This is a genomic window from Cryobacterium sp. TMS1-13-1, from assembly GCF_004403125.1.
In the GTDB taxonomy this organism is placed as follows: domain Bacteria; phylum Actinomycetota; class Actinomycetes; order Actinomycetales; family Microbacteriaceae; genus Cryobacterium; species Cryobacterium levicorallinum.
This window is the reverse complement of sequence record NZ_SOGX01000010.1, coordinates 882778-905941: the sequence shown is the minus strand read 5'-3', so window position 1 is coordinate 905941 and position 23164 is coordinate 882778. Positions and strand designations below refer to the sequence as shown.

Annotated in this window: 15 protein-coding genes; 11 read left to right on the top strand and 4 right to left on the bottom strand. The window is 65.6% G+C overall.

What is annotated here, in order from left to right:
* Positions 1-145 precede the first annotated feature (145 nt).
* Positions 146-3598, bottom strand: coding sequence for a DNA polymerase III subunit alpha (locus tag E3T31_RS13585; RefSeq protein WP_134469199.1), 3453 nt, complete (start codon positions 3596-3598; stop codon positions 146-148).
* The gene (locus tag E3T31_RS13580) at positions 3595-3867 is read right to left on the bottom strand and encodes a hypothetical protein (protein WP_092450722.1); all 273 of its coding nucleotides are present in this window, start codon (positions 3865-3867) and stop codon (positions 3595-3597) included. Before E3T31_RS13580 ends, E3T31_RS13585 begins: the two co-directional genes overlap by 4 nt.
* A gap of 245 nt (positions 3868-4112) precedes the next feature.
* Here E3T31_RS13580 and E3T31_RS13575 point away from each other — a divergent pair, with 245 nt between their 5' ends.
* The 7 genes from E3T31_RS13575 (at position 4113) to fdhD (ending at position 13841) form a co-directional block, all read left to right on the top strand.
* Positions 4113-5255: a sugar diacid recognition domain-containing protein gene (locus E3T31_RS13575; RefSeq protein ID WP_166788509.1), complete on the top strand. Its 1143-nt coding sequence runs from the start codon at positions 4113-4115 to the stop codon at positions 5253-5255.
* 72 nt (positions 5256-5327) lie between these two features.
* Complete coding sequence (locus E3T31_RS13570; RefSeq protein WP_134469196.1) at positions 5328-6500, top strand: glycerate kinase; 1173 nt, start codon at positions 5328-5330, stop codon at positions 6498-6500.
* A gap of 49 nt (positions 6501-6549) precedes the next feature.
* Positions 6550-7914, top strand: a complete 1365-nt coding sequence (locus tag E3T31_RS13565; protein ID WP_134469194.1) for a GntP family permease — start codon at positions 6550-6552, stop codon at positions 7912-7914.
* 207 nt (positions 7915-8121) lie between these two features.
* Positions 8122-10161: a PhoX family phosphatase gene (locus tag E3T31_RS13560; protein WP_241977956.1), complete on the top strand. Its 2040-nt coding sequence runs from the start codon at positions 8122-8124 to the stop codon at positions 10159-10161.
* 192 nt (positions 10162-10353) lie between these two features.
* Entirely contained in the window at positions 10354-11571 is a 1218-nt protein-coding gene (gene fdhA, locus E3T31_RS13555) for a formaldehyde dehydrogenase, glutathione-independent (RefSeq protein ID WP_134469190.1), read from the top strand.
* Between the two features lie 250 nt (positions 11572-11821).
* Positions 11822-12940, top strand: a complete 1119-nt coding sequence (gene moaA, locus E3T31_RS13550) for a GTP 3',8-cyclase MoaA (protein ID WP_134469188.1) — start codon at positions 11822-11824, stop codon at positions 12938-12940.
* A 49-nt stretch (positions 12941-12989) separates the two neighbouring features.
* Positions 12990-13841 (top strand): formate dehydrogenase accessory sulfurtransferase FdhD, encoded by an 852-nt coding sequence (gene fdhD, locus E3T31_RS13545; RefSeq protein WP_134469186.1) that lies wholly within the window; start codon positions 12990-12992, stop codon positions 13839-13841.
* A 6-nt stretch (positions 13842-13847) separates the two neighbouring features.
* Here the strand turns inward: fdhD and E3T31_RS13540 are convergent, their stop codons facing one another.
* Positions 13848-16148, bottom strand: a complete 2301-nt coding sequence (locus E3T31_RS13540) for an FdhF/YdeP family oxidoreductase (protein WP_134469184.1) — start codon at positions 16146-16148, stop codon at positions 13848-13850.
* Between the two features lie 207 nt (positions 16149-16355).
* Between E3T31_RS13540 and E3T31_RS13535 the strand changes: the two genes are divergently transcribed.
* The 3 genes from E3T31_RS13535 to E3T31_RS13525 all read left to right on the top strand — a co-directional run bounded on the left by E3T31_RS13535 (position 16356) and on the right by E3T31_RS13525 (position 21838).
* A complete protein-coding gene (locus E3T31_RS13535) occupies positions 16356-17750 on the top strand; it encodes an OFA family MFS transporter (RefSeq protein ID WP_134469182.1) in 1395 nt (464 codons plus the stop codon).
* Between the two features lie 399 nt (positions 17751-18149).
* Entirely contained in the window at positions 18150-20528 is a 2379-nt protein-coding gene (locus E3T31_RS13530; RefSeq protein WP_134469180.1) for a glycosyltransferase, read from the top strand.
* A complete protein-coding gene (locus tag E3T31_RS13525) occupies positions 20525-21838 on the top strand; it encodes a glycosyltransferase (protein WP_134469178.1) in 1314 nt (437 codons plus the stop codon). The genes E3T31_RS13530 and E3T31_RS13525 overlap by 4 nt, the downstream gene beginning before the upstream one ends.
* An 81-nt stretch (positions 21839-21919) precedes the next feature.
* Here the strand turns inward: E3T31_RS13525 and E3T31_RS13520 are convergent, their stop codons facing one another.
* Positions 21920-22630, bottom strand: coding sequence for an NTP transferase domain-containing protein (locus E3T31_RS13520; protein WP_134469176.1), 711 nt, complete (start codon positions 22628-22630; stop codon positions 21920-21922).
* A gap of 259 nt (positions 22631-22889) precedes the next feature.
* Between E3T31_RS13520 and E3T31_RS17895 the strand changes: the two genes are divergently transcribed.
* The gene (locus E3T31_RS17895; RefSeq protein ID WP_166788508.1) at positions 22890-23087 is read left to right on the top strand and encodes a hypothetical protein; all 198 of its coding nucleotides are present in this window, start codon (positions 22890-22892) and stop codon (positions 23085-23087) included.
* The last annotated feature ends 77 nt before the right edge of the window (positions 23088-23164 follow it).

The following is a 23164-nucleotide window of genomic DNA, read 5'->3' as shown; positions in this document are numbered from 1 at the left end:
GCCCGTGGAGCCGGCCCCGCCCGTGGAGCCGGCCCCGCCCGTGGAGCCGGCCCCGCCCGTGGAGCCGGCCCCGCCTGCCGAGCCGGCCCCGCTGGACCCGGCACCCGCCCCGCCCGGCCAGTAGCGCTCGCTGGCGAGTACAACGTCACGCGCTCTCTGCGGCCCGCAGATGGTGCAGGGTGCCGCCCGGCACTCCTGAAGAATGTGTGCTGGACACCTGTGCCTGCACCACCAGCTCGGCCGCGTAGGCGGCCGCACTGGCCGCTTCCTCGGCGGCGGCGCGTTCAACGGCGTGCCGTTCCTTCACCTGCCGGGCCACGTCGAACAGATTCCAGATGTTTTCCCCGGTCACCGAGACGCCCCTGGCCCCAGAACGGCGGGTGCGACCGCGCACGAGCATGTAATTGGTCTGGAACACCTGCCCGCCGACCCGCTCCTGCGCATCGTGAAAGAACACCACGTTCGCGACCGGGCCGGTGCCGTCATCGAGGCTGATGAACACCACGCGGCGGCCGCCGCGCATCGGCGGTGTGTTCGTGGCCCGCCGCACTCCGGCGAGCAGCACCTCGGTGCCGCCGGGCAGGTTGCCGAGCTCGCTCGCCGGGGTCACCCCCAACTCGTGGAACAGCGCGTGAAACCGCTTCATCTGGTGCGACCCGACGGCCAGGTTCAGATCGAGCAGCTCCAGGTCGGTCTGGGTGCGCCCGCGCAGCTCGAGCGAGGTGATGGCGCCGGTTCGCCCACCCGATTCGTGCAGTCCCGAGTACCGCGGCACCGGCAACTCCACCTCGAACGCGAGCTGGTCGGCGCGAATGACCACGGCGGTGCCGCGCAGCGACTGAATGTGCGCGAGCAGCTCGTGTCGCCGGGTGCGATCGTAGCCGATGAACGTGTCGAGGGCGCCCACCCGGGCGAGCGCCTCGAAGGTGCGCCTTCGGGGATGCACCCGGTCGCGAAAGTCCTGCAACGATCCGAACGGCTGGTGCCGCGCAATGCGCTCCCGCTCCGCCTCCGTGCTGCCGACGAGTTCGGGCAGCGCCAAACGGATGCCCTGGCTCCCGTCGGCGAGATCTTCTACCCGGTAGTCGAGCGCGCTCGACTGCACGTCGAGGGGGAGTACCGGTACCCCGAGCACCCGAGCCTCGGCGACGATGAGGTCTTTGGGCCACATGCCCGGGTCGTGGGTGAGCAGCCCGGCGAGAAAAGCCGCTGGATGATGGGTTTTTAGCCAGGCCGACTGGTAGGTGGGCAGGGCGAACGCGGCCCCGTGAGCCTTGGCGAAACCGAAGCTACCAAACCCGGCCAACACCGTCCAGATCTGGTCGATGACCTTCGTACTGAACCCGCGGGCGAGCGCTTTTTCGCGCAGGTACTCCTCAATCTGCGGCAGCTGCTCGGGCTTGCCCAGGTGCCGGCGAAAGACATCCGCTTTGCCGAGGCCGCAGCCGGTGAGTTCGTCGAACAGTCGCATGACCTGTTCGTGAAAGATCACGACGCCGTTCGTTTCGCGCAGAATCGGTTCGAAGCGGGGGTGGATGTAGTCGGGTATGACCTCGCCGTGCCGAGCCTGCAGGTATTTGAGCGGCATGTTGTTCTTCATCGGGCCGGGGCGAAACAGCGAAATCTCCACGGTGAGGTCGTTGAACACCTCGGGTTGCAGCTTGCCGACCAGTTCCATTTGGCCGGGGGACTCGATCTGAAAGATGCCCAGGGTGCGGGTGGAGCGAATGAGCTCGAAGGTTTTCGGGTCGTCGAGCGGCACCCGGTCGAGGTCGATGCTTTCGCCGGTGAGTCGGTGGTGCTCTTCGACGGCGTGCGCCATTGCCGACTGCATTCGCACGCCGAGAATGTCGAGTTTGATCAGGCCCATCGGGTCCATGTCGTGCTTGTCGTACTGCGACATGGGCAGGCCCATGCCGCTCGCCTGCACCGGAGTGCGGTCGAGCAGGCTGGCGTCGGAGAGGATCACGCCGCAGGGGTGCACCGAAATGTGCCGGGGGAGCCGGTCGAGTTTCGCGGTGAGGTCGACCAACAGGTCGAGTTGTTGCGATTCGCGCACCTCGGTGGCGAGGGCCTCGAGCTCGGGCTTCTCTTCGAGGGCGCGGCGAAAGTCGCGGGCGTTGAACCGCCACATCTGCTTGGCGATCACGTTGATCTGCGCGTCGGGCAGGCCGAGGGCGAGGCCGGCGTCGCGCACGGCGCCGCGGCCGCGGTAGGCGTTGGTCATTGACATGAGCGAGACCCGGTCGCTGCCGAAAGCGCGAAAGACCTCGCGGTAGATGTCGTGCCGCCGGGCCGACTCGACGTCGATGTCGATGTCGGGCAGCGTTTGGCGTTCGGGGGAGAGAAACCGCTCCCAGAGCAGCCCGTTTTCGATCGGTTCGACCGAGGAGGTGCGCAGCGCATAGTTGAGCACCGAGCCGACCCCGGAGCCGCGCGCCTGAATGCGGATGCCCATGCCACGAATAATGTCGGCCACCCGGGACACGGTGAGAAAGTAGCTGGCAAAGCCTAAGTGCTCGACCGTTTTCATCTCGTGGGCGAGTTGGGCGTGGGCGGCCTCGACCGCGCGCGAGCCGCTCGCCGAGTACAGGTCGGCGATGCCGCTGCGAGCCCGACGCCAGAGTTCGGTAACCGGGTCGCCGGTGACGCCGATGATGCGCGCTTCCGGCATGCGCGGGCGCCCGAGGCCGATGTCGAGGGCTGGATCGAGGCTGCAGCGGTCAGCGAGCTGTTCGGTATCGCGCAGCAGCCGTTCGAGGGCGCCCGTGTCATGCAGGCCGGCGTCAACGACCATACGGGCCACCTGGCGCATTGCTCCGGCCGGTTTGAGCCAGGCCTGGCCGTTGGTCTGCGGGGTTTCGAGTTCGGCGAGCGGCAGCAGATAGCGCGCGGCGTCGGCGAGGTCGGCGGTGACCGCTTCTTCGGGGGTGCCGTACCGCACGGCATTGCTGAGCACCGCCGGTAGCCCGGCGTTCTCGGCGAGGGCAAGCATGCGGGTGGCCGGGGTCACGCTGCCGACCGTGCCGCTTTCGGCGAGGTGACAGACGATCTCGAGCACGACGGCCTGGGCGGGCAGGGCACGCTGCCAGTGAGCGAGCCGCGCCGCGGCATCCGTATTGTCGCGCCGTGCGATCGCGAGACCGACGTCGGAGTCTGGGCCGAGCAGCACGGTGAGCGAAGCGAGGCCGGCCTGGTCGGCCAGCCGGGCGCGCGAGATGCTCGGCCCGGCGCTGCCGGTTGTGATCGCAGAGCGGTGACCGGCATCGGCGGCGTGAGCGGCACTGACCGCGCGGCAGAGTGCGGCGTACCCGCGGCCGTTGGTGTTGCCGTGGGCGAGCACGACCACCCGGCCGAGCGAGCGGTACTCGTCGTCGTGCACGGCGAGTTCGGCGCCGAGCCCGGGGCGGATGCCCGCGGCAACGCAGGCGCGCACGTGTTTGACGGCGCCGTAGAGCCCGTCACGGTCGGTGACGGCGAGAAACGTTGCCCCCTGTGCGGCCGCCTGCTCGGCCAGAACTTCGGGAAGTGTCACCCCATAGTGGGTCGAGTAGGCGCTCGCGACGTGCAAGTGTGGGAAGTTCAGCGCGCTGTTCATCCCCAGTCCAATGCTAAAGTCCAGGATCCGTCCGTGCCGCGGCGCAGGTCGTATCGGTGCTGCTCTTCGCCGCCCCGGCTGGCATCGAGCCGCCACAGCTCGGTGTCGATGCGGGTGGGTGTTCCCTCGTTCTCCCACCAGCGGGTGCGCTTGAACACCGCCTGTGGTTGCCCGATGACGGTGTGCTCGAATCGATTCCAAATGAACGCGCGCGGGTCGCCATCGGCGGACAGCTCAACGTCAACCGGTGTATCAATAATCTGGGGCAAGGTGGCCTCCCTGTTCGGGTGCTGGTATTCGGGTGCATACGCACCGACTGGTCACAAAAAAGCTGATGAGCCAGCCAGTGCTGTAAAAGTGCTGTAAAAGTGCTGTATCAAATTCGAACAAATGCTGGAAAAAACCGCTTCTTCTAGAATGCATCTTCTATATGAAAAGTGTAGGTCAACCCACCGACACGCGCCACAAGAGATTGCGCGAGACCCATCCGCCGACCTCGATCTACGATGGTCAGGTGACTGACATCGTTCCGAGCGACGCCGTGCTGCCCGATACTGTGCAGATCACCCGGGCGCTCGCGCAGCGCCTGGTCGAGCAGGTCGCGCCGAGCCTCGTGCACAACGTCAACATCATGGATGCCGCAGGGCTGATCATCGGGTCGATGGACGCGTCACGTATCGGCACCCTGCACGACGGGGCGCGAAACGCCGCCGGACGCGGCGAGACGGTGCAGATTGCTCCCGGTGACGAGCACCAGGGCACCCGGCCGGGAGTGAATATTCCACTGATCCTCGATGGACGCGTCGCCGCGGTGGTCGGGGTCACCGGAACCCCCGCCGAAGTGTTGCCGGTGGCGCAGGTGCTCGTGCTCACCGTTCAGATGCTGATCATGCAGGAACGGCTGCGGGACAACGCGTCGTGGCGGGAATCGGCGACCCGGGACATCCTCTCGAGCCTGTCGCTGCGCAAGCTCACTGAAGGGCGCCTGATCGCGGCACTGCAGGGTATTGATGCTCCATTGCAGCCGCCGTGGAATCTGACCGGCATTCTGCATCTTGGAACCAGTCGTTCGGTGTTGTTGCTGCGTCAACTGCGCGATGTATCCGGAGTCGTGGCCGCCGATATTCACGGTGCTGTCTGGGTGTTGAGCGGATCGTCGACCGCTCTCGGTCTCGCGCTGCTCCAGCAACGGTTGCAACAGCCCAGCTCCAAGTCCTTGCGGTTTCTGACCGGGCGGGTTGGCGCGACGATGATGCAACTCACCGATGATGCCGAGCGCCTGAGCGCGCTGCTCGCCCGGCCCGGTCTCATCGGCGCCTCAGCCAGAGAGCCGCGCTCCGAAATTCCGCTCGACTCCCTCGGCCTCGAACTGGCCATCGCCGTCTTGCCAGACGAACTGCTGGGCGACGTAGCTGGGTCGGTGCTCGACCCGCTCGGCGAGGTTCTGCGCGAAACAGCGCGCGTGTTTCTGCGCGAAGAATTGTCGATCGCGCACACCGCCGCGGCGCTCGGCGTGCACCGCAATACCGTGGTGCAGCGACTCGATCGCATCGAGTTGCTCACCGGTCTGAATATTCGTCGGTTCAGTTGTGCCGTTTCGATGCGAGTCGCGCTGGCGGCAGATTCGGCCCAATATGTGCACAATGCACAGGTTTAACGACGTAAGTTGCCGATAAATGTGGGTTCGTTCCACCTGAATATGTGCGTAATTCTGTTCTAGCCTTAATTAATGAATGGTCGCACGGCGCTGAAGCCGCTCACACTGGTCATCGCACCCGATTCGTTCAAGGGGAGTCTGAGCGCGGCCGATGCGGCAGACGCCATGGCGGCCGGGACACGGGGCGCTTGCCTCGCCCTCGGCCTGCCGGAGGCCCGGATCACGCTGTGCCCGATGGCCGATGGCGGCGAGGGAACGCTCGATGCCATCGCAGCGGTCTGGGGAGTCACGCCCCGCACCATGCTCACCGTCGATGCGCTCGGTCGCAGCCGCCGGGCTCGGTACGCGACCTCGGCCGACGGCCGCATCGGCCTGATCGAGGCGGCCGAGTCTAACGGTCTGCCTCTGGTAGCGGATGCCGCGCCCCAGCCCCAGCGCGCCGACACCTTCGGGGTCGGTCTGCTCGCCCGCGAACTGCTCGAGCAAAACGTCGAAGAGATTCTGGTTTGCGTCGGCGGCTCGGCCAGCACCGACGGTGGAACAGGTCTGTTGGCTGGCCTCGGCGCGCGGTTTCTTGACGCTGCCGGCACCCCCGTCGCTCCCGGCGGCGCCGGGCTGGCCCGGATTGCCTCGATCGACCTGAGCGAGCTGCACCCACGCGCCCGCACCGTGCGCTGGCGCCTCGCCGTCGACGTGAACAATCCACTCTGTGGCCCCACCGGTGCCGCTGCCGTTTTCGGTCCGCAAAAAGGTGCACAGCCCCGCGATATCGCTGGGCTCGACGCCGGCCTGGCCCACCTCGCCGCGATCGTGCTCGATATGACCGGCGAGGACATGATCGACCGGCCCGGAGCGGGGGCGGCCGGCGGCATGCCGGCCACTCTCGTGCCGCTGCTTCGGGCCGAGTTGGTTCCCGGCTCCACCCTGGTAGCGGATGCCGTCGGCCTGCCCCACAAAATGGCCAACGCCGACCTCGTACTCACCGGTGAAGGCAGCTTCGACTCCCAGTCCCTCGGCGGCAAGGTGGCCGTGGCTGTCGCTCGTCTCGCCCCGGCAGGATGCCCGGTCGTCGTCATCGCCGGGCGGGTGGCGCTGTCTGCGGCCGACACCGCGGCATCCGGTGTCACTGCCGCATTCTCGATCGCCGGTGGGCCGGCAACGCTCGACGACCTGCAGCAGAATGCGGCCGCACGGGTACGCGAAACCACGGCGCACGCCGTCGCCCTCTTTCTTCACTCCCGCTAATCGCCACCGTTCCACCTGAACTTGAACCTGAAAGAGAAAGGCCCTCTCAATGCTGAGCATCGCTATCCTGGTGACTCTCGTCGCCGCCATCGTCTTCGCTACCGCGAAGCTGAAAATCAATCCCTTCCTCGCGCTGCTCGCTGCGGCGCTGGTCGGTGGTTTTGCGTTCGGCATTCCGGTCGCCGAAATCGCCCCGACCATCACGACCGCCTTCGGCGCCACCCTGGGCAATATCGGTCTGATCATTCTGTTCGGCACCATCATCGGGGTGGTTCTCGAGCGCACCGGCGCGGCGATATCGATGGCCGAAGCCCTCATTCGCGTGCTCGGCACCCGATTTCCGACTCTCACCATGAGTGTCATCGGTTTCATCGTTTCGATTCCGGTGTTCTGCGACTCCGGATTCGTTATTCTCAACTCCCTCAAGAAATCGCTTGCCGCCCGGGCCAAGGTATCGCTCGTGGCCATGACGATCGCCCTGATGACGGGCCTTTACGCCACTCACGTCTTCGTGCCGCCGACTCCCGGCCCGCTCGCGGCCGCCGGAAACCTCAACATCATCGACCAGCTCGGCCTCATCATCGGGTTCGGCCTGATCACCGCCGTCGTTTCGGCGCTGGCCGGGCTGCTCTGGGCCAACCGGTTCCTGAAAAAGAACGTCGAGCTGATGCCTGAGCTCGCCGGCGAAGACAGCGACCTCGACGCGGACTACGAAACCATCCGTGCCGCCTATGGCAAGCTGCCCAACGCGTTCCTGGCCTTCCTGCCCATTCTCGCGCCGATTTTGCTGATCTGCATCGCCTCGATCGCCAAGCTTCCGGCCCTGCCGTTCGGTGAGTCCGCCCTCTACGCCGCCATCGTATTTCTTGGAACCCCGGTCATCGCCCTGGCGGTTGGCCTCATTGCCGCGCTGTTTCTGCTGCGTGGTAAGGGAAAACTGGAGATGTTCGGCGAACGCGTGAGTGAGGGCATCCGTATCTCTGCCCCCATTTTGTTGATCACCGCCTCCGGTGCTGCCTTTGGAGCCATTCTCGCGGCATCCGACCTCACCGAATTTCTCGGCAGCACGCTCTCGACGCTTGGTCTTGGACTGGCCGTACCGTTCCTGATCTCGGCCGCGCTCAAGACCGCCCAGGGCTCGTCCACGGTTGCCATGGTGACCACCTCCGTGCTGCTCCTGCCGCTGCTGCCGGCGCTCGGCCTCGACTCTGACCTGGGCAAGGTGCTCTCCGTGCTGGCCATCGGTGCCGGCGCCATGGTCGTCTCGCACGCCAACGACAGCTACTTCTGGGTCGTCTCGCAGCTCAGCCGCATTCCGGTCGCGACCGCGTACCGCACGCTCACCCCGGCCACCGCCATCCAGGGAGTCGCCGGCTTCGCCGCCGTGTGGGTGATCGGGCTTATCGTTCTGTAGAAGCTAGCGACCCCGAGCGTTCATGGTCCGTTCACCAACGGGCCACAGGGCTGTCGTGAATCGGATAGGGGACAGCGAGAGAGTGGTTCTATCCCCAGTTCGGGGACCAAAACGACCACGAGGAGCGCCCGCATGCTGAGCAACGAATCCACCGGCCCCAGCCGGCACGCCCCAGCTCGTGACCGGCCATTGCTTCCGCTCCTTCCCATGCAGGGGCACACCCTCGGCAAACGCAGCGCCGTCACCTGCCACCTCAAGTGCGCGGATGCCTGCTTTCACCCGGTACCCAATGAGAGCTCGAACGACTATTTTCGCGACATCGTGGGGGCCGCCATGAGCCGTCGTTCCCTGCTCGTGGGGGCTGGCGTCGGCGCCGCTGCCATCCTGCTCGGTTCCGGCGAACCCGCTCCCGCCATGGCCGTGCCGGGCGGCCCGGCCGGCGCTGCTGGCCGCGGCCTCGCGTTTGCCCCCATCGCTCCAGTTCCGGCTGCCGTTGACTCCTTCGTGGTTCCGACGGGCTATTCCTGGAACCCGATCATCCGCTGGGGTGACCCGCTCTTTGCCGCCACCGATCGTTTCGACCCCGAACACCAGAGCGCCGCATTGCAGGCCCGCCAGTTCGGCTACAACAATGACTACCTCGACATCATCGAGAGCAAGGGACCAAAGGGACGCTCCGGCATCCTCGTCAGCAACCATGAGTACACCAACGAGGGCATCATGTTTTCGCCAGCGCTCACTGCGGTCGAAGCGGATGAGCAGCGTCGCGTGGCCATGATGGCCCACGGCATGTCCGTGGTCGCCCTCGAACGGAAGCGCGCCGGCCAACCCTGGACCTACCGCGTGGGTGACCCCCTCAACCGCCGCATCACCGCGAGCACACCGTTCACCGTCACCGGCCCGGCCGCCGGAAGCGCCCTGCTGAAGACCGCGGCCGACCCTACCGGTCGAACCGTGCTTGGCACCCTCGGCAACTGTGCCGGCGGCACCACACCCTGGGGCACGGTGCTGTCCGGCGAGGAGAATTTCAACGGGTACTTTCGAACGAACGGCACCAGCACAGCTGATGCCCGCTACGGCCTGGCAAATCGCCCCACCGGTCGGCTCTGGGAGCAGATCGACGACCGCTTCGACGCCACCGTCGCCGGCAACGAGAACGAGCCCAACCGATTCGGCTGGATCGTGGAGATCGATCCGGAGGCACCGAACGAGCCCCCGGTCAAGCACACTGCGCTCGGCCGGTTCAAGCACGAGGGGGCCAATGTCATCGTCGGAAAGACCGGCCACGTCGCCGCCTACATGGGCGACGACGAGCGCTTCGACTATCTCTACAAGTTTGTCTCCTTCGATCGCTTCGACAAGAAGAAGGGCCCGAAGGCACGCACCCACAACAAGTCCCTGCTCACCCGGGGATCCCTCTACGTAGCCCGCTTCACTGGAAACTCGCCAGAGCGCGAGATCACCGGCACCGGCCAGCTACCCGTCGACGGCCTCTTCGACGGCACCGGTCAGTGGGTGGCGCTCGTCATCGACGGCGTCTGCCAGGTTCCTGGCTTCAGTACCGACGATGCCCTCGTGAACACCCGTCTGGTAGCGGATGCCGTCGGCGCCACCAAAATGGACCGTTGCGAAGACGTCGAGCCGAGCCCGGTGACCGGCAAGATCTATGTCGCCTGCACCAACAACACCGATCGCGGCGCGCTCGGTCAGGAAGGCGCCACCGAGCCCAACCCCCGGGTGGCCAACCGCGACGGCCACATCGTAGAGATCACCGAAACTGGCTCTGACGCGACCTCGGTGACCTTTGACTGGAACCTGCTGCTGGTTTGCGGAGACCCCGCGACGAACACGAGCACCTACTTCGCCGGTTTTCCGAGAGAGAAGGTGTCGCCCATCTCCTGCCCCGACAACGTGGCTTTCGACGTCCAGGGCAACCTGTGGATCTCCACCGACGGCGCGCCGAGCACGATCGGATACTGCGACGGACTGTTCAAAGTACCGCTCACCGGCCCCGAGCGCGGCCGGGTGCAGCAGTTCCTCTCAGTGCCGCGCGAGGCCGAAACCTGCGGTCCGGTCATCCGCTCTGAGCAATCGATGGTCTACGTCGCCGTGCAGCACCCGGGGGAAAGAGGCAGCTGGGCGGCCCAGTCGAGCCGATTCCCCGACTACGTTCCGCTCGGCGCACCCGTGCCGGCCGGTGCCTGGACCGGTCCACGGCCATCCGTTGTGCAGGTCTGGAAGGTCTGAGACGCTCACCGGTCTGGTCGTGCCGTAGTCCTGAAAGGGGGGCGCGAACTGGCAATTTGCTGATTGTAATTTCAGTTGAGCGGTGATGGAGTGGGAGAGCTGCCGTCACACGCAGCGTTCAGGAATATCCAGTGCCGATCGGGTCGTGCCCAACACATCATCCTGATCAGCGTAAAACCAGGAAGGTAGTTCATGACGGGGAACAGAGCAGTTGCCTACAAGAGCCCGGGTGTCGTCGAGGTAATCGACATTGATTACCCGAGTTTCGAGCTGAAAGACGGACCGGGTGTCAACCCGGCCAACGTCGGCCGGAAGGTGCCACACGGCGTCATTCTCAAAACAGTGACCACCAATATCTGCGGCTCCGACCAGCACATGGTGCGCGGCCGCACAACCGCACCGGCGAACCTAGTGCTGGGTCACGAAATCACCGGCGAAGTGGTCGAAGCTGGCCCCGACGTCGAATTCATCAAGGTGGGCGACATCGTGTCGGTGCCGTTCAACATCAGCTGCGGTCGCTGTCGCAACTGCAAGGAACGCAAGACCGGCATCTGCCTCAACGTCAACCCGGACCGTCCGGGTAGTGCATATGGTTACGTCGACATGGGCGGTTGGGTGGGAGGCCAGGCCGAGTACGTGCTGGTTCCCTATGCCGACTGGAACCTGCTGAAGTTTCCCGACCGGGACCAGGCGCTCGAAAAGATCATGGACCTCACCATGCTGTCCGACATCTTCCCGACCGGATTCCACGGGGCCTACACGGCCGGTGCCGGCGTCGGAACGACCGTGTACGTGGCCGGAGCCGGCCCGGTGGGCCTCGCGGCCGCCGTCTCGGCGCAGCTGCTCGGTGCGGCCGTCGTCATCGTCGGTGACATGAACGTGGATCGTCTCGCGCAGGCCCGCAGCTTCGGCTGCGAGACCATCGACCTCAGCAAAGGCGAGCCGGGGGAGCAGATCGAACAGATCCTCGGCGTACCAGAGGTCGACGCCGGTGTTGACGCCGTGGGCTTCGAGGCGCGTGGTCACGGTAAGGACGCCGACCACGAGGCTCCGGCCACCGTGCTCAACTCGCTCATGACGGTCACCGCCGCCGGCGGTGCCCTCGGCATTCCCGGCCTCTACGTCACGGGCGACCCGGGCGCCAAGGAAAAGGCCGCTCAGGTGGGCTCACTGTCGATTCGGCTGGGCCTCGGCTGGGCCAAATCGCTGTCGTTCACCACCGGCCAGTGCCCGGTGATGAAGTACAACCGCCAGCTGATGATGGCGATCCTGCACGACAAGGTACAGATTGCCAAGGCCGTCAACGCCCAGGCCATCAGCCTCGAAGATGCCCCGCGTGGCTACGCCGAATTCGACGCCGGCGCGGCGACGAAGTACGTGCTAAACCCCAACGGCTACGTCAAGGGCTAACAGCAGATAGGTGAACGGCCCGCCCGGGAATTCTCCCGGGCGGGCCGTTCCTGTATCGGCGGCATCAGCATCCGCGCGCCGCGTGGCTCATTCAGGAAATCCGACCCGAATCTGAGCTAATAGCGTCGGATCCGCTCAGAAATTGAAATAATTCCTGAATTAGCCACGGATTCAGGCCGCGAGCCGCGGCATCCGCTTAGAACCGGTGTTCTGGGTATCCCCGGGCGGAGCGCGGGGTTAGGGTGGGAACATGACCGGCGCCGACCTTGCAGAACCAGCTCCGCGCTTCTATCGAGAGCGCTCGGACATTCCGGTGGACCTTGAAACGCCCACCGGCACCGTGACCGACCGGCTGAACCGGCCGTTGCACGACCTGCGCCTCAGCGTCACCGACCGCTGCAACTTTCGCTGCGTCTACTGCATGCCGAAGGAGATCTTCGGCCGGGACTTCGCGTTCATGGAACACGACGAACTGCTCAGCTTCGAGGAACTCACCCGGCTCGCGCGCGTGGCCGTCGCCCATGGCGTTGAGAAGATTCGGCTGACCGGCGGTGAACCACTGCTGCGTAGGGGGCTTGAAGACCTCATTGCCCTGCTGGCCGAGCTGCGCACGCCCGACGGGCGCGAAATCGACATTGCCCTGACCACGAACGGGTCGGCGCTGGCCGTGAAGGCGCAGGCGCTCAAGGATGCCGGCCTGAAGCGCGTCACGGTGTCGCTCGACTCGCTCGACGACACCACGTTTCGCACCATGAACGACGTGAAGTTTCCGGTCGCGAAGGTGCTGCACGGCATCGACGTGGCCGAAGCCGTCGGCCTTGGCCCGATCAAGGTTAACATGGTCGTGCAGCGCGGCAAGAACGACCAGGACATCGTCGCCATGGCCCGGCATTTCAAGGACACCCCCTACATTTTGCGGTTCATCGAGTTCATGGACGTCGGTTCGAGCAACGGCTGGGAGATGGGCGCCGTCGTTCCGTCGAAGGACGTGATCGCGCGCATCCACGCCGAGCTGCCGCTTGAAGAGATCGCCCCGAACTACAGCGGCGAGACCTCCCGCCGCTGGCGCTACCAGGACGGCGGCGGCGAGATCGGCGTCATCTCGAGCGTCACCCAGAACTTCTGCCAGACCTGCTCGCGCGCCCGCGTGTCGACCGATGGCAAACTCTTCACCTGCCTGTTCGCCACCGAGGGCCACGACCTGCGGGCGCTCATGCGCGGCGGATGCTCCGACGCGGAACTCTCCACCGTTATGGCGCACCTCTGGCGGGAGCGCACCGACCGCTATTCGCAGCTGCGGAGCGCGAAGACCAGTGAGCTTCGGGCGTCTGGTGCCAAAAAAATCGAAATGTCCTACATCGGCGGCTAATCGGCAAGGCTGGAGTGCGGTAACGGCACCAGCGTGGGAGACTTTAAGAATGAACAGAATTACCGCGCGACGCAAAATTACCCGAATCACCGTCGGTGCCCAGCCTCTGGCTGGCGAGGACCTGCTTGCGGTCGAAGAACCCCTGGAAATTCGGGTGAACGGCCGCCGCCTTGCCGTCACGATGCGTACCCCGGGTAACGACATCGACCTTGCGGCGGGGTTTCTAGTCTCGGAGGGCGTCATCACGCAGGGCGACGATTTTAATTCGGCCCGCTACTGCGCTGGGGCGATAGACGGGGTCAACACCTATAACGTGCTGGACGTCACCCTCGGTGCCGGCGTCGCGCCACCGGAACGGAGCTTGGAGCGCTCCCTCATCACCAACAGCTCCTGTGGCCTGTGCGGCAAGGAGAGCATCGATGCCGTGCGCACCAAATCAGTCTTTGAGATAGCGGATGACGCGGTGCGAGTGACTGCCGAATTGCTCACGACTTTTCCCGACAAGCTGCGCGCGGGGCAGAACGTGTTCGAGAAGACTGGCGGCATTCACGCGGCCGGCCTGTTCGATGCCGCTACCGGCGAAATGCTCGTGCTGCGCGAAGACGTCGGCCGGCACAACGCCGTTGACAAGGTCATCGGCTGGGCAGTCAAGGAGAACAGGCTGCCGCTGACCGGCACGGTGCTCATGGTATCGAGCAGGGCGAGTTTCGAACTCACCCAGAAGGCCCTGATGGCGGGCATTCCCGTGCTCGCGGCGGTCTCGGCGCCCTCGTCACTCGCCGCGGAGTTCGCCGTCGAGGTTGGCATGACCCTGGTCGGTTTTCTCCGCGGCAACTCCATGGTCGTCTATGCCGGCGGCGACCGGATCATCGACGCACAGCGTGACGACCAGGCCGCCTGACTCAGGCTAGGCAGCGGCGCCGGCCGGAACGAAGCGCACGGTCATGGCCTTGTAACCGGGGGTGTTCGATTCGCGGGCCACGAGCTCGCGGTGCATGAGTGCGTTCGCCTCCGGAAAGTACGCAGCCGCGCAGCCGCGCGGTGTCGGATAGACCACGAGGCGGAACGTGTCGGCTCGGCGCTCGACGCCCTGGTACGTGCTGATCACGTCGACCATATCGCGGTCGGCGAAGCCCAGCTCGGTGACATCGTCTTCGTGGATGAGGATGACGCGACGACCGTTCTTGATGCCGCGGTAGCGGTCGTCAAGACCGTAGAACGTGGTGTTGTACTGGTCATGGCTGCGGATGGTCTGCAAAATCAAGTGACCCTCTGGCGCCGACAGGTACTCGATCGGGCTCACCGTGAACCGGGCCAGACCAATATCGGTGGCAAAGCTGCGCGTATCGCGCGGCGGGTTGGGCAGCACGAACCCATTCTTGGTCTTGAGCCGAACGTTGAAGTCGACGAAGCCGGGTACGACGCGGGAGATGTGGTCACGAACGACGTCGTAGTCTTCCGCCATCGCCTTCCAATCGACCGGGTGGTCGTCTCCGAGCGTGGCGTTGGCCATGCGGGCAATGATCACCGGTTCGGCGAGGAGGTGCTCAGACACCGGCTCGAGGCGTCCCTGAGTGGTGCGAACGACCGACATCGAGTCTTCCACTGAGAGCACCTGGCGGCCCGACGGATGCTTGTCATCGGTATCCGTTCGGCCGAGCGTCGGCAGGATGAGCGAGGTCAAACCGTGCATAACGTGCGAGCGATTGGGTTTGGTCGACACATGCACGGTGAGACCGACGCGCTGCATGGCTTTCTCCAGCAGGTCGGTATCGGAGCAAGCCAGGGCGAAGTTGCCGCCCATGGAGACGAACACGTCGACGCGGTCGTGCACGAAGGCATCCACCGTGTCGACGGAGTCGAGGCCATGCTCCCGCGGGGATACGATGCCGAACTCGGCGTCGAGGGCGGCGAGCATGGGCTCCTTCGGCTTTTCCCACACACCCATGGTGCGGTCGCCCTGAACGTTGGAGTGGCCGCGCACCGGGCAGGCGCCTGCGCCGGGCTTGCCAAAGTTGCCCTGCAGGAGCAACAGGTTGATGATCTCCTTGAGGGTGTTCACCGAGTGCGGCTGCTGGGTCAGTCCGAGCGCCCAGCAGATGATGGTGGCCTTGCTCGCGATGAGCAGTTGCGCCACCGTCTCGATCGCGGCACGGTCCAGGCCGGTGGCCTTTTTCGTTTCGGCCCAGTCGATCACCGATCGGGCGGCCCGATAGGCCTCGATTCCGTCGGTGTTCGCGGCGACGAACTCGTGGTCGATGACCGACCCCGGTATGCGGGCCTCCTCCTCGAGCAACAGATGACCGAGCGCCTGGAACAGGGCCAGGTCACCGCCGACCTTGATCTGCAGAAACTCATCAGCCAGGTTGGTGCCCTTGCCGACGACGCCCTTCGGAGTCTGCGGGTCCATGAAGTTGAACAGTCCCGCTTCGGGCAGAGGGTTGACGGCCACAATCTTGCCGCCGTTGTCCTTGCATTCGGCCAAGGCCGACAGCATGCGCGGGTGGTTGGTGCCCGGGTTCTGGCCGACCACCATAATGAGTTCGGCCTGGTGGATGTCTTCCAGCGAGACCGTACCCTTGCCGATGCCGATCGTGGGGTTCAGTGCTGAGCCGGAGGACTCGTGGCACATATTGGAGCAGTCGGGCAGGTTATTGGTGCCGATCGACCTGGCGAACAGCTGGTACATGAACGCCGACTCGTTGGCGGTGCGGCCAGACGTGTAGAAGACGGTGCGGTCGGGTACCGTGGCGCGAATCTGCTCACCGATGAGCTCGAAAGCATCATCCCAGGAGATCTGCGAGTAGTGCGTGTCGCCCGGGCGAATGACGACGGGGTGCGTAATGCGGCCCTGGTTTCCGAGCCAATACTCGGTCTTGGTGGCGAGCTCGGCGATGGAATGCTCTGCCCAGAACGCGGGCGTCACCGTGCGTAGCGTGCTCTCTTCAGCGACGGCCTTCGCGCCGTTTTCGCAGAATTCTGCGGTCTTGCGATGTCCCTGGGATTCCGGCCACGCGCATCCGGGGCAGTCGGTGCCGTCGCGCTGGTTGAGGCGCAGCAGCGACCGTGCGGTGCGAACGATACCAGCCTGGGCAATACCCCGATCGAGCGCCACCGCTACGGCTTGGATGCCGGCCGCGTGGGTCTTGGGCGCGGTGACGACAAGATTATTTTCGTTGATGTCGTCGATAGGTGCTGAACGTGTCATATATCTATCCTGCCTTGCCGCCAAGGGGAATTCCCCCGAATTACCAAATGGGCGAGATTTTGGAACGAAATGTTCTCGATGAATCGTCTAGGATTGCCTCCGCAGACTAATCATTCTATCCGTTTGCGGAGTACGTCCACGGCCATCGTGGACAGCCGAAACGCACAGCAGAGTCGCTATCGCCATACCGGCAGCAAGGATATCTTCATGAGCTGGCTCGACCGAGACCGCACCATCGCCCCACCCGGATTCAACCGCTGGCTGATTCCGCCGGCCGCACTCGCCGTGCACCTCTGCATTGGCCAGGCCTACGCCACGAGTGTTTACAAGACCGCGCTTGTGGCACACTTCGACGCCAGCCTGGTGCAGATCGGGGTGATCTTCTCAATCGCCATCGTGATGCTCGGCCTGTCGGCGGCCATCATGGGTACCTGGGTCGACACCAACGGGCCGCGCAAGGCCATGTTCGTCGCGGCTCTGTTCTGGTCGGGCGGATTCCTCATCGGTTCGCTCGGAATCTTTACGAACCAGCTGTGGCTGGTCTACGTCGGCTACGGCTTCATCGGCGGTATCGGCCTCGGCATCGGCTACATATCGCCCGTCTCGACGCTCATCAAGTGGTTTCCGGACCGCCCGGGCCTCGCCACCGGCATGGCCATCATGGGCTTCGGCGGCGGCGCCCTCATCGCCAGCCCAGTGTCGACGGCGCTTCTCGGCTTCTATGACCCCAACTCCGGGGCAGCGAACTGGGTGGCGAGCGGCGACTCCGTGGGCAAGCTTTTTCTCACCCTCGCCGTGATCTATCTCGCGTACATGATGTTCGGGGCTTTCACGATCAAGGTTCCGGCTGCTGATTGGGTGCCGGCCGGTTTCGATCCGTCGAAGGTGCGGGTCAAGGCCCTCGTCACGAGCAACCACGTTTCAGCCAGGAACGCCATTCGCACGCGTCAGTTCTGGCTGCTCTGGGTCGTCCTGTTCTGCAACGTCACGGCCGGTATCGGCATTCTCGAGCAGGCCGCACCGATGATCCAGGACTTCTTCCGGCAGAGCGACGGCAACTCGCTGGTCTCGGCGGCCGTTGCCGGAGGCTTTGTGGGCTTGTTGTCGCTCGCTAACATGGGCGGACGATTCGCCTGGTCGGCCACGTCGGACAAGACCGGACGAAAGAACATTTACATGGTGTACCTCGGCGTTGGCACGGTGTTGTACGTGCTGCTGGCGCTCTTCGGATCGAGTACGACGGCGCTCTACGTTGTACTGGCCTTCGTTATCATTTCTTTTTACGGTGGCGGTTTCGCTACCGCTCCGGCCTACCTGCGGGATTTGTTCGGAACCTTTCAGGTGGGGGCCATCCATGGTCGCCTGCTGACGGCCTGGTCGGCGGCCGGCATTGCCGGTCCGCTCATTGTCAACTCGTTCCTCGATGCTCAGGGCGCTCCGGGTGAGTTGACGGCCGCGGCCTATCAGCCGGCCCTGCTCACCATGGTTGGGCTGCTCGTTGTTGGTTTTGTGGCGAACCTTTTCGTGCGACCGGTTCACACCGACTTTCACGAACCCGAAAAGCCGCTCGTCGGTGCAACAGCTTGGAAGGCGCACGCATGAAGGTTCTAAAAGTCATCGTGGCTTGGGCACTGGTAGGGATTCCGCTGGCCTTTGGCATTTCTCAGACACTCGCGAAGGTGACGGCCCTGTTCGGCTAAACCCGGCATTTGCAGATATAAACAGATAGAGCCATGCCCCATTCACTGGGGCGTGGCTCTTTTTTTGCGTCTTGAGTGCTCGGCACCGATCAGGATAGCCTGTCAGCCCTGGCGCCCTCATTCATGCAATGATGGCGAATGGGGAATTCGCTAGCTAGGCTAGCTATACCTGATTCGTTGGCTTTAGTGTTCGGGATCCTCGACCTCTCGCACCCAAAGTTCCGAAATTCACCCATGTTCGCTCGTGGCAACCCCGAATCGCCACGATTGATTCGACGAGTTTCACGAAAAGGAGCAGTCAATGGCTACCCACACCGCACTCGACCAACAACGATGCGCCGCAACGCTGCTCGAGGGAATTCGACGCGCCGACGACCTCACCGTGGCAGCCAGCCGCGATGGGGGCGCCCGGGCTGTGCGCCTGCTGGCACAAGCCGCGACCGATCCGAGCGACCAGCTCACCGCCATCGCCGCAGTGCACGCCCTCGCCCAGGTCTTCGACGACTCCGCTGACGAGGTGCTTGTTGCCTTGCTGCACCACGACTCGGCTTTTCTGCGTGAGCACTCCGCCTGGGCCTTCGGCACCCGCCTGCCGCGCTATGACGCCATCGCCGGCCTCGTCACGCTCGTTCGGCAGGGCGGCTTTACCGGCATGCTCGCCCAGCGCACTCTGGAACAGTGGGGATCTTCGGCCGCCGATCAGGTGGCCCTGTTCCTCGAGGGTTCCCTGCTCGGCATGACCGAAACGGATGCCCGCACCCGCCTCATCGAGACCATCGGCCTCATGCCCGGCCGCATTCCCGAGCGGTTGCTGCGTCGGGTGGCCACCGACCGTGCCGAGAGCCTGCCCGCTCGCGCCGCCGCCATCGCCGGCCTCGGTGACCGATCCCCGAACGAAGCTGTGCTCGAATTACTGAGCGTCCTCTCTCAGGACGACAATGCGAGCGAACTCGCCGCAGTTGCCCGGCTGGCCCTGTTCGACCTGACGGCCACGACCGCACCACCCCAGCCCTGGCGCCAGGGCGCCACGATCGCTCAGCTCTTTCTGCATGCCGACATCGATGGTGAACTTTCCCAGGTGGGTGCCGGCGACAACGGGGGCATCGCCACCCTGCTGGTGCGGCTCGGTGACGCCCTCGTCGCCGAGCCGGCCGGCCGAGGGAGCGGAACGGAGAGCGCCGCGGCATCCGCTTTGCGTGCGCCGTTTGTCGGAAGCCGTCTCGGGACGGGCCGCGAAGATCGGGTCGATCGGGTCATCACCCTGTCCCGCGGCAGCCACGAGTCAGCGCTTGATGGACTGGCCGACGTCGGAGCGACCCGGCGCGGGCACTCCTTCGCGGCGGTTCCGTTCGTCGGTGGTCCGGTGCCGTCGATCGACTCCTGGCCTCGGCGGGTCGCGGCGCAACGCGGCATTCGGCGCATCCTGCGCTCGGCCGGAGTCGTCGACGCGATTCACCTCCGTATGGCCGATGTCGGCAGCCTCGCCGCCGCGACCGTGGCCCGCGACCTGGACATTCCGGTCGTCTTCACAGTGGCGCCCGATCCGCACGGCGTGATCGACTCGCTCGAATCGAGTGGCGCGCTCACCCGAACGAACTTCGGCGAGGTTGATGCGGTCGAACACTTCTGGTTTCGTGCCCGTCTGGTACAGCGACTTGCCGCGGATGCCGCGCACACCGTGCTTTTCCCACGCCCGTACCTGCAGCAGGACATTGAGCGACTGATCGGAATCGACATTGACGCACACCCGGAACGACACTCGGTCATTCCGGAGGGCATCGACCTCGCGGTGATCGACCGTTCCCGAACGGATGCCCTGGCATCGCTCAGCCAGACCGGCGCGAGCGGTTTGGGCGCCAGCGACGACGACCTCAGCCACGACCAGGACCCGGTTGATCACTTCGACCACGACTTTGACCGCATCGACCGCACTAATATGGACGATTCTCGCGCTGCGTCCGCCGCGCTTGCCTTCGACCAGCTCGACGCGCTGCTGGGCACCCTTCCGCCGTCCCGGCGCGGACTGCCGCTGCTGATCAGCGTCGGCCGGCTGCACCGCGTCAAGGGCATGGCGGCCCTGGTCGAAGCCTGGACCGGGGACCCGACCCTGCGAGAGCGCTGCAACCTGCTGATTGTGGGCGGTGATTTGGAGCATCCGTCCTTTGATGAGGGCATTGAGCTGGCGCGCATGGCCCGTTCCCTGTCTGGCGCGAATCGTGACGACGCTGCGTCCCACGGCCTGCTCCTGGCCGGGCATCGCGCCAACGACACGGTCGCCCGCTGGCTGGCCGCGATCCGCTACGGCCGGCCCGGGCTCGCTGCGCCGTTCGGTGTGTATGTCTGCGCGAGCATGAAGGAAGAGTTCGGCATCGCGCTGCTCGAGGCGATGGCGACCGGCCTCGCGGTCGTCGCGCCGAACGGCGGCGGACCGGCCACCTACGTCGAGAATGGCGTGACCGGTTTTCTGGTCGACACCGGCGACGCGCAGGCTCTCGGTTCCGGCATCCGCGATGCCCTCGCCGTGGCGGCCGGAGTGCACGGCGGTGAGTACGCCGACCTGGCCCGGCGCATGGTGGCCGACAAGTTCACGATCGAAGCCATGGCGAGCACACTCGGTTCGGTCTACCGGGACGTCGCCCTGGCGACCGAGCCGGTCGCCTGGGAGCTGAGCGTCTCATGACCCTGCTCATCATCAGCCCCGACTACGCCTCGCACCTGTACCCGCTCGCGACGCTCGGCACCGCCTGGGCGCAGGCCGGCGAACGCGTCGTGGTGGCGAGCGGACCGGCAACGGCCGACATTGTGGCCGCGTTCGGGTTCGAACGGGAGAACCTGCAGCTGGGCCGCGGTTCCAACCCCGGCACCATCCGGGTCGAGCAGCAGCCCGCCGGCGAAGATGACGCCCTGCGCGGATTCTTCGACGCCACCCGCCGCGGAATGGTCGATACCCTGCTCTTTCAGGCTGAGGCCCGCAGCAGCGACCTGCTCTATAACCCGGTCGCGATCGCCCGCGAGGTGCAGCGCATCGTCGAACGGGTGCAGCCCGACCAGGTGATCGTCGACCACCTCGCCTTCAGCGCCCGGCTCGGGCTACTCAGTGCGGGCGTGCCGCACGCCGATGTGGTGCTCGGGCATCCGTCTGCCCTGCCCGTCGGCCCGGAGATCTACGGTTACCCGCCGGCCTGGCCCGCCGTGTTCTCGCCCGACGTTGGCGAGTTGGCGCTGCTCGAGCTGCAGTGTGCGGCCGTTCGCGACTCGTTCACCGCCCAGTGGAACGACGCACTTTTTGAACTCGATCCGTCCGCGGCACCGACCCTCGATGCCTTTCAGGAGTGCGGGGATCTGCTGCTGCTCAACTATCCGGGCGAACTGCACTCGTCGGCGCGCACGGACGAGCTTCCACCCCACCGGTTTCTCGGTTCGGCGGTGCGCTCCGAGGCGGTCGACCCCGAGGTCGAAGCCTGGCTGGCAGCGGATTCTCGGCCCGTCGTCTACGTGAGCTTCGGAAGTTTTCTCTCGGTGCGCGGTGATGTGCTCGCGCGCGTCGCCGCGGCCCTGAGCGGGCTGCCGGTGCGGGTGGCCATGGCTGTCGGAGCGACCAGCCCCGCCGAGCTCGGCCCCATTCCTGATTCCTGGCTGGTGCGCGGGTTTCTGCCGCAGGTGCGCCTGCTGCGGGAGGCTGTGCTCGCGGTGACGCACGGGGGCAACAATTCGGTGACCGAGGCGATGACGGCAGGCGTGCCGCTCGTTGTGCTGCCGTTCTCCACCGACCAATTCGCCGGCGCGGCCGCCCTCGACGCGGCGGGCTTCGGCACCTCGCTGCCCCCCAATACCGCAACCGTTCTCGCGTTGCGCGACGCCTGTGAGCGGATGCTGCACCTCACCGGCGAAACGCGCGCCCGTCTCGACGCCCTCGCGGTGTCGCTGACCGTGCAGCCGGGCGCGGCGCGCGCCTATGCGGCGCTGAGCCGGGTGGTGGCGCGGGGGTAGTTCAGGCGCAGTTTCGTTGAGCCACGAGGGTTCGAGACCTCACCATTTGTTCCGGGCCCGGGCCCGGAACGTGGGCCCAGGTTAGATCATGGGCCCATGTTCCGAAAGTGGGCCCGGTGGTTCGCGGGGACGGTCGACGTCGGCCCCGGTGCCGAGGTCGCCACACTCGACCGCTTCGACGTCGTGCGCGCGCAGATAGGGACGCGCGCCGGAATCGCCGGCGAGAGTCTCGAGGAGGGACGCCCAGTGCGACCGGCCGATCACCACGGGATGCCCCGGCTGGCCGGTAAAACGGGCCTGACGCAGTGTGCCGGCCGACGCGGCGGCGGAGCCGGGCGCATCCGTCGTCTCGTTGGTCCTGCCGATCAGGCGAGCCACCGTCGCCGCGTTCAGGTCGGGTACGTCAACGGGAACGACCGCGATAGCCGTGAGCTCGGGGTGGTCGAGGGCGCAGCGCAGGCCGGCGCGCAGGGAGGCAGAGAGTCCTTCGGCCCAATCGTCGGCCTGCACGACCAAAACGGATGCTGTTGGCCGGTTCGTGCTGCGGGCTCGCGCACCGTCCCCTGAGGCCAAGGGATCCGTTTTGAGCAGCGCCGCGGCCTCGGCACCGCGGGCGCCGAGCACGACGATGACCGGGGAACACCCGGCGGCCGCGAGCACGTCGACGGCGTTCTGCAGCCAGGATCGGCCCGAGGCATCGTGCACGAGCGCCTTGGGCATGCCATAGCGGGAGCCAGCACCAGCGGCGAGCACGAGTCCGGCCACGTGGTTGGGTGCTGGCGGCTTGTGCATGTCTGCCATCGTAGGGTTCACGAGCCGCGGCCTGGCACCATGGTCAACTACATGGCTCCTCCGAGCGGATGTGTCCCTAGCTCTGCCCGCCCACTCCAGCCCTGCGCGCGATGTGGGCGTGCTCACCATGGACTCCGGGGACGAGGTCCTTGACGTTGTGTGGCACAGGCTGGTCGCAGCGGTAGCGATGTGCTCGAAACCTGGCTACTCCGCCGTAAAATCGCATACGCTGTGAATGTTACCGACCGAAGGATTCGCCGTGTCCCTCCACTTCGAACATTCCCCTCAGCGCCACGTTCCCGGCCCGGGTGAGCCGTCCATCCCACAGCTCGAGGTCGACCAGACCATCGCGCCGCGTCCAGAGGAAGAGATCGCCGACGCCCTGCGAGCGGAACCAGACGTGGTCGATGACAGCGAGCATCGAGTGACAACACCCCCGGGTTCGGGAACGAAATAACGCGAAAAGGGTCGTCACATTCCGCTGGACTCTGGATGCCTAGTGGGCGACATCGAGTCCGGAAGCTCGTACCCGTT

What these genes read in the sequence shown, in the direction of transcription:
- E3T31_RS13585 (WP_134469199.1), bottom strand. Translation starts at nt 3,598, where the DNA reads ATGAACAGCGCGCTGAACTTCCCACACTTGCACGTCGCGAGCGCCTAC.
- E3T31_RS13570 (WP_134469196.1), top strand. Translation starts at nt 5,328, where the DNA reads ATGAATGGTCGCACGGCGCTGAAGCCGCTCACACTGGTCATCGCACCC.
- E3T31_RS13565 (WP_134469194.1), top strand. Translation starts at nt 6,550, where the DNA reads ATGCTGAGCATCGCTATCCTGGTGACTCTCGTCGCCGCCATCGTCTTC.
- E3T31_RS13560 (WP_241977956.1), top strand. Translation starts at nt 8,122, where the DNA reads ATGCAGGGGCACACCCTCGGCAAACGCAGCGCCGTCACCTGCCACCTC.
- fdhA (WP_134469190.1), top strand. Translation starts at nt 10,354, where the DNA reads ATGACGGGGAACAGAGCAGTTGCCTACAAGAGCCCGGGTGTCGTCGAG.
- moaA (WP_134469188.1), top strand. Translation starts at nt 11,822, where the DNA reads ATGACCGGCGCCGACCTTGCAGAACCAGCTCCGCGCTTCTATCGAGAG.
- fdhD (WP_134469186.1), top strand. Translation starts at nt 12,990, where the DNA reads ATGAACAGAATTACCGCGCGACGCAAAATTACCCGAATCACCGTCGGT.
- E3T31_RS13540 (WP_134469184.1), bottom strand. Translation starts at nt 16,148, where the DNA reads ATGACACGTTCAGCACCTATCGACGACATCAACGAAAATAATCTTGTC.
- E3T31_RS13535 (WP_134469182.1), top strand. Translation starts at nt 16,356, where the DNA reads ATGAGCTGGCTCGACCGAGACCGCACCATCGCCCCACCCGGATTCAAC.
- E3T31_RS13530 (WP_134469180.1), top strand. Translation starts at nt 18,150, where the DNA reads ATGGCTACCCACACCGCACTCGACCAACAACGATGCGCCGCAACGCTG.
- E3T31_RS13525 (WP_134469178.1), top strand. Translation starts at nt 20,525, where the DNA reads ATGACCCTGCTCATCATCAGCCCCGACTACGCCTCGCACCTGTACCCG.
- E3T31_RS13520 (WP_134469176.1), bottom strand. Translation starts at nt 22,630, where the DNA reads ATGCACAAGCCGCCAGCACCCAACCACGTGGCCGGACTCGTGCTCGCC.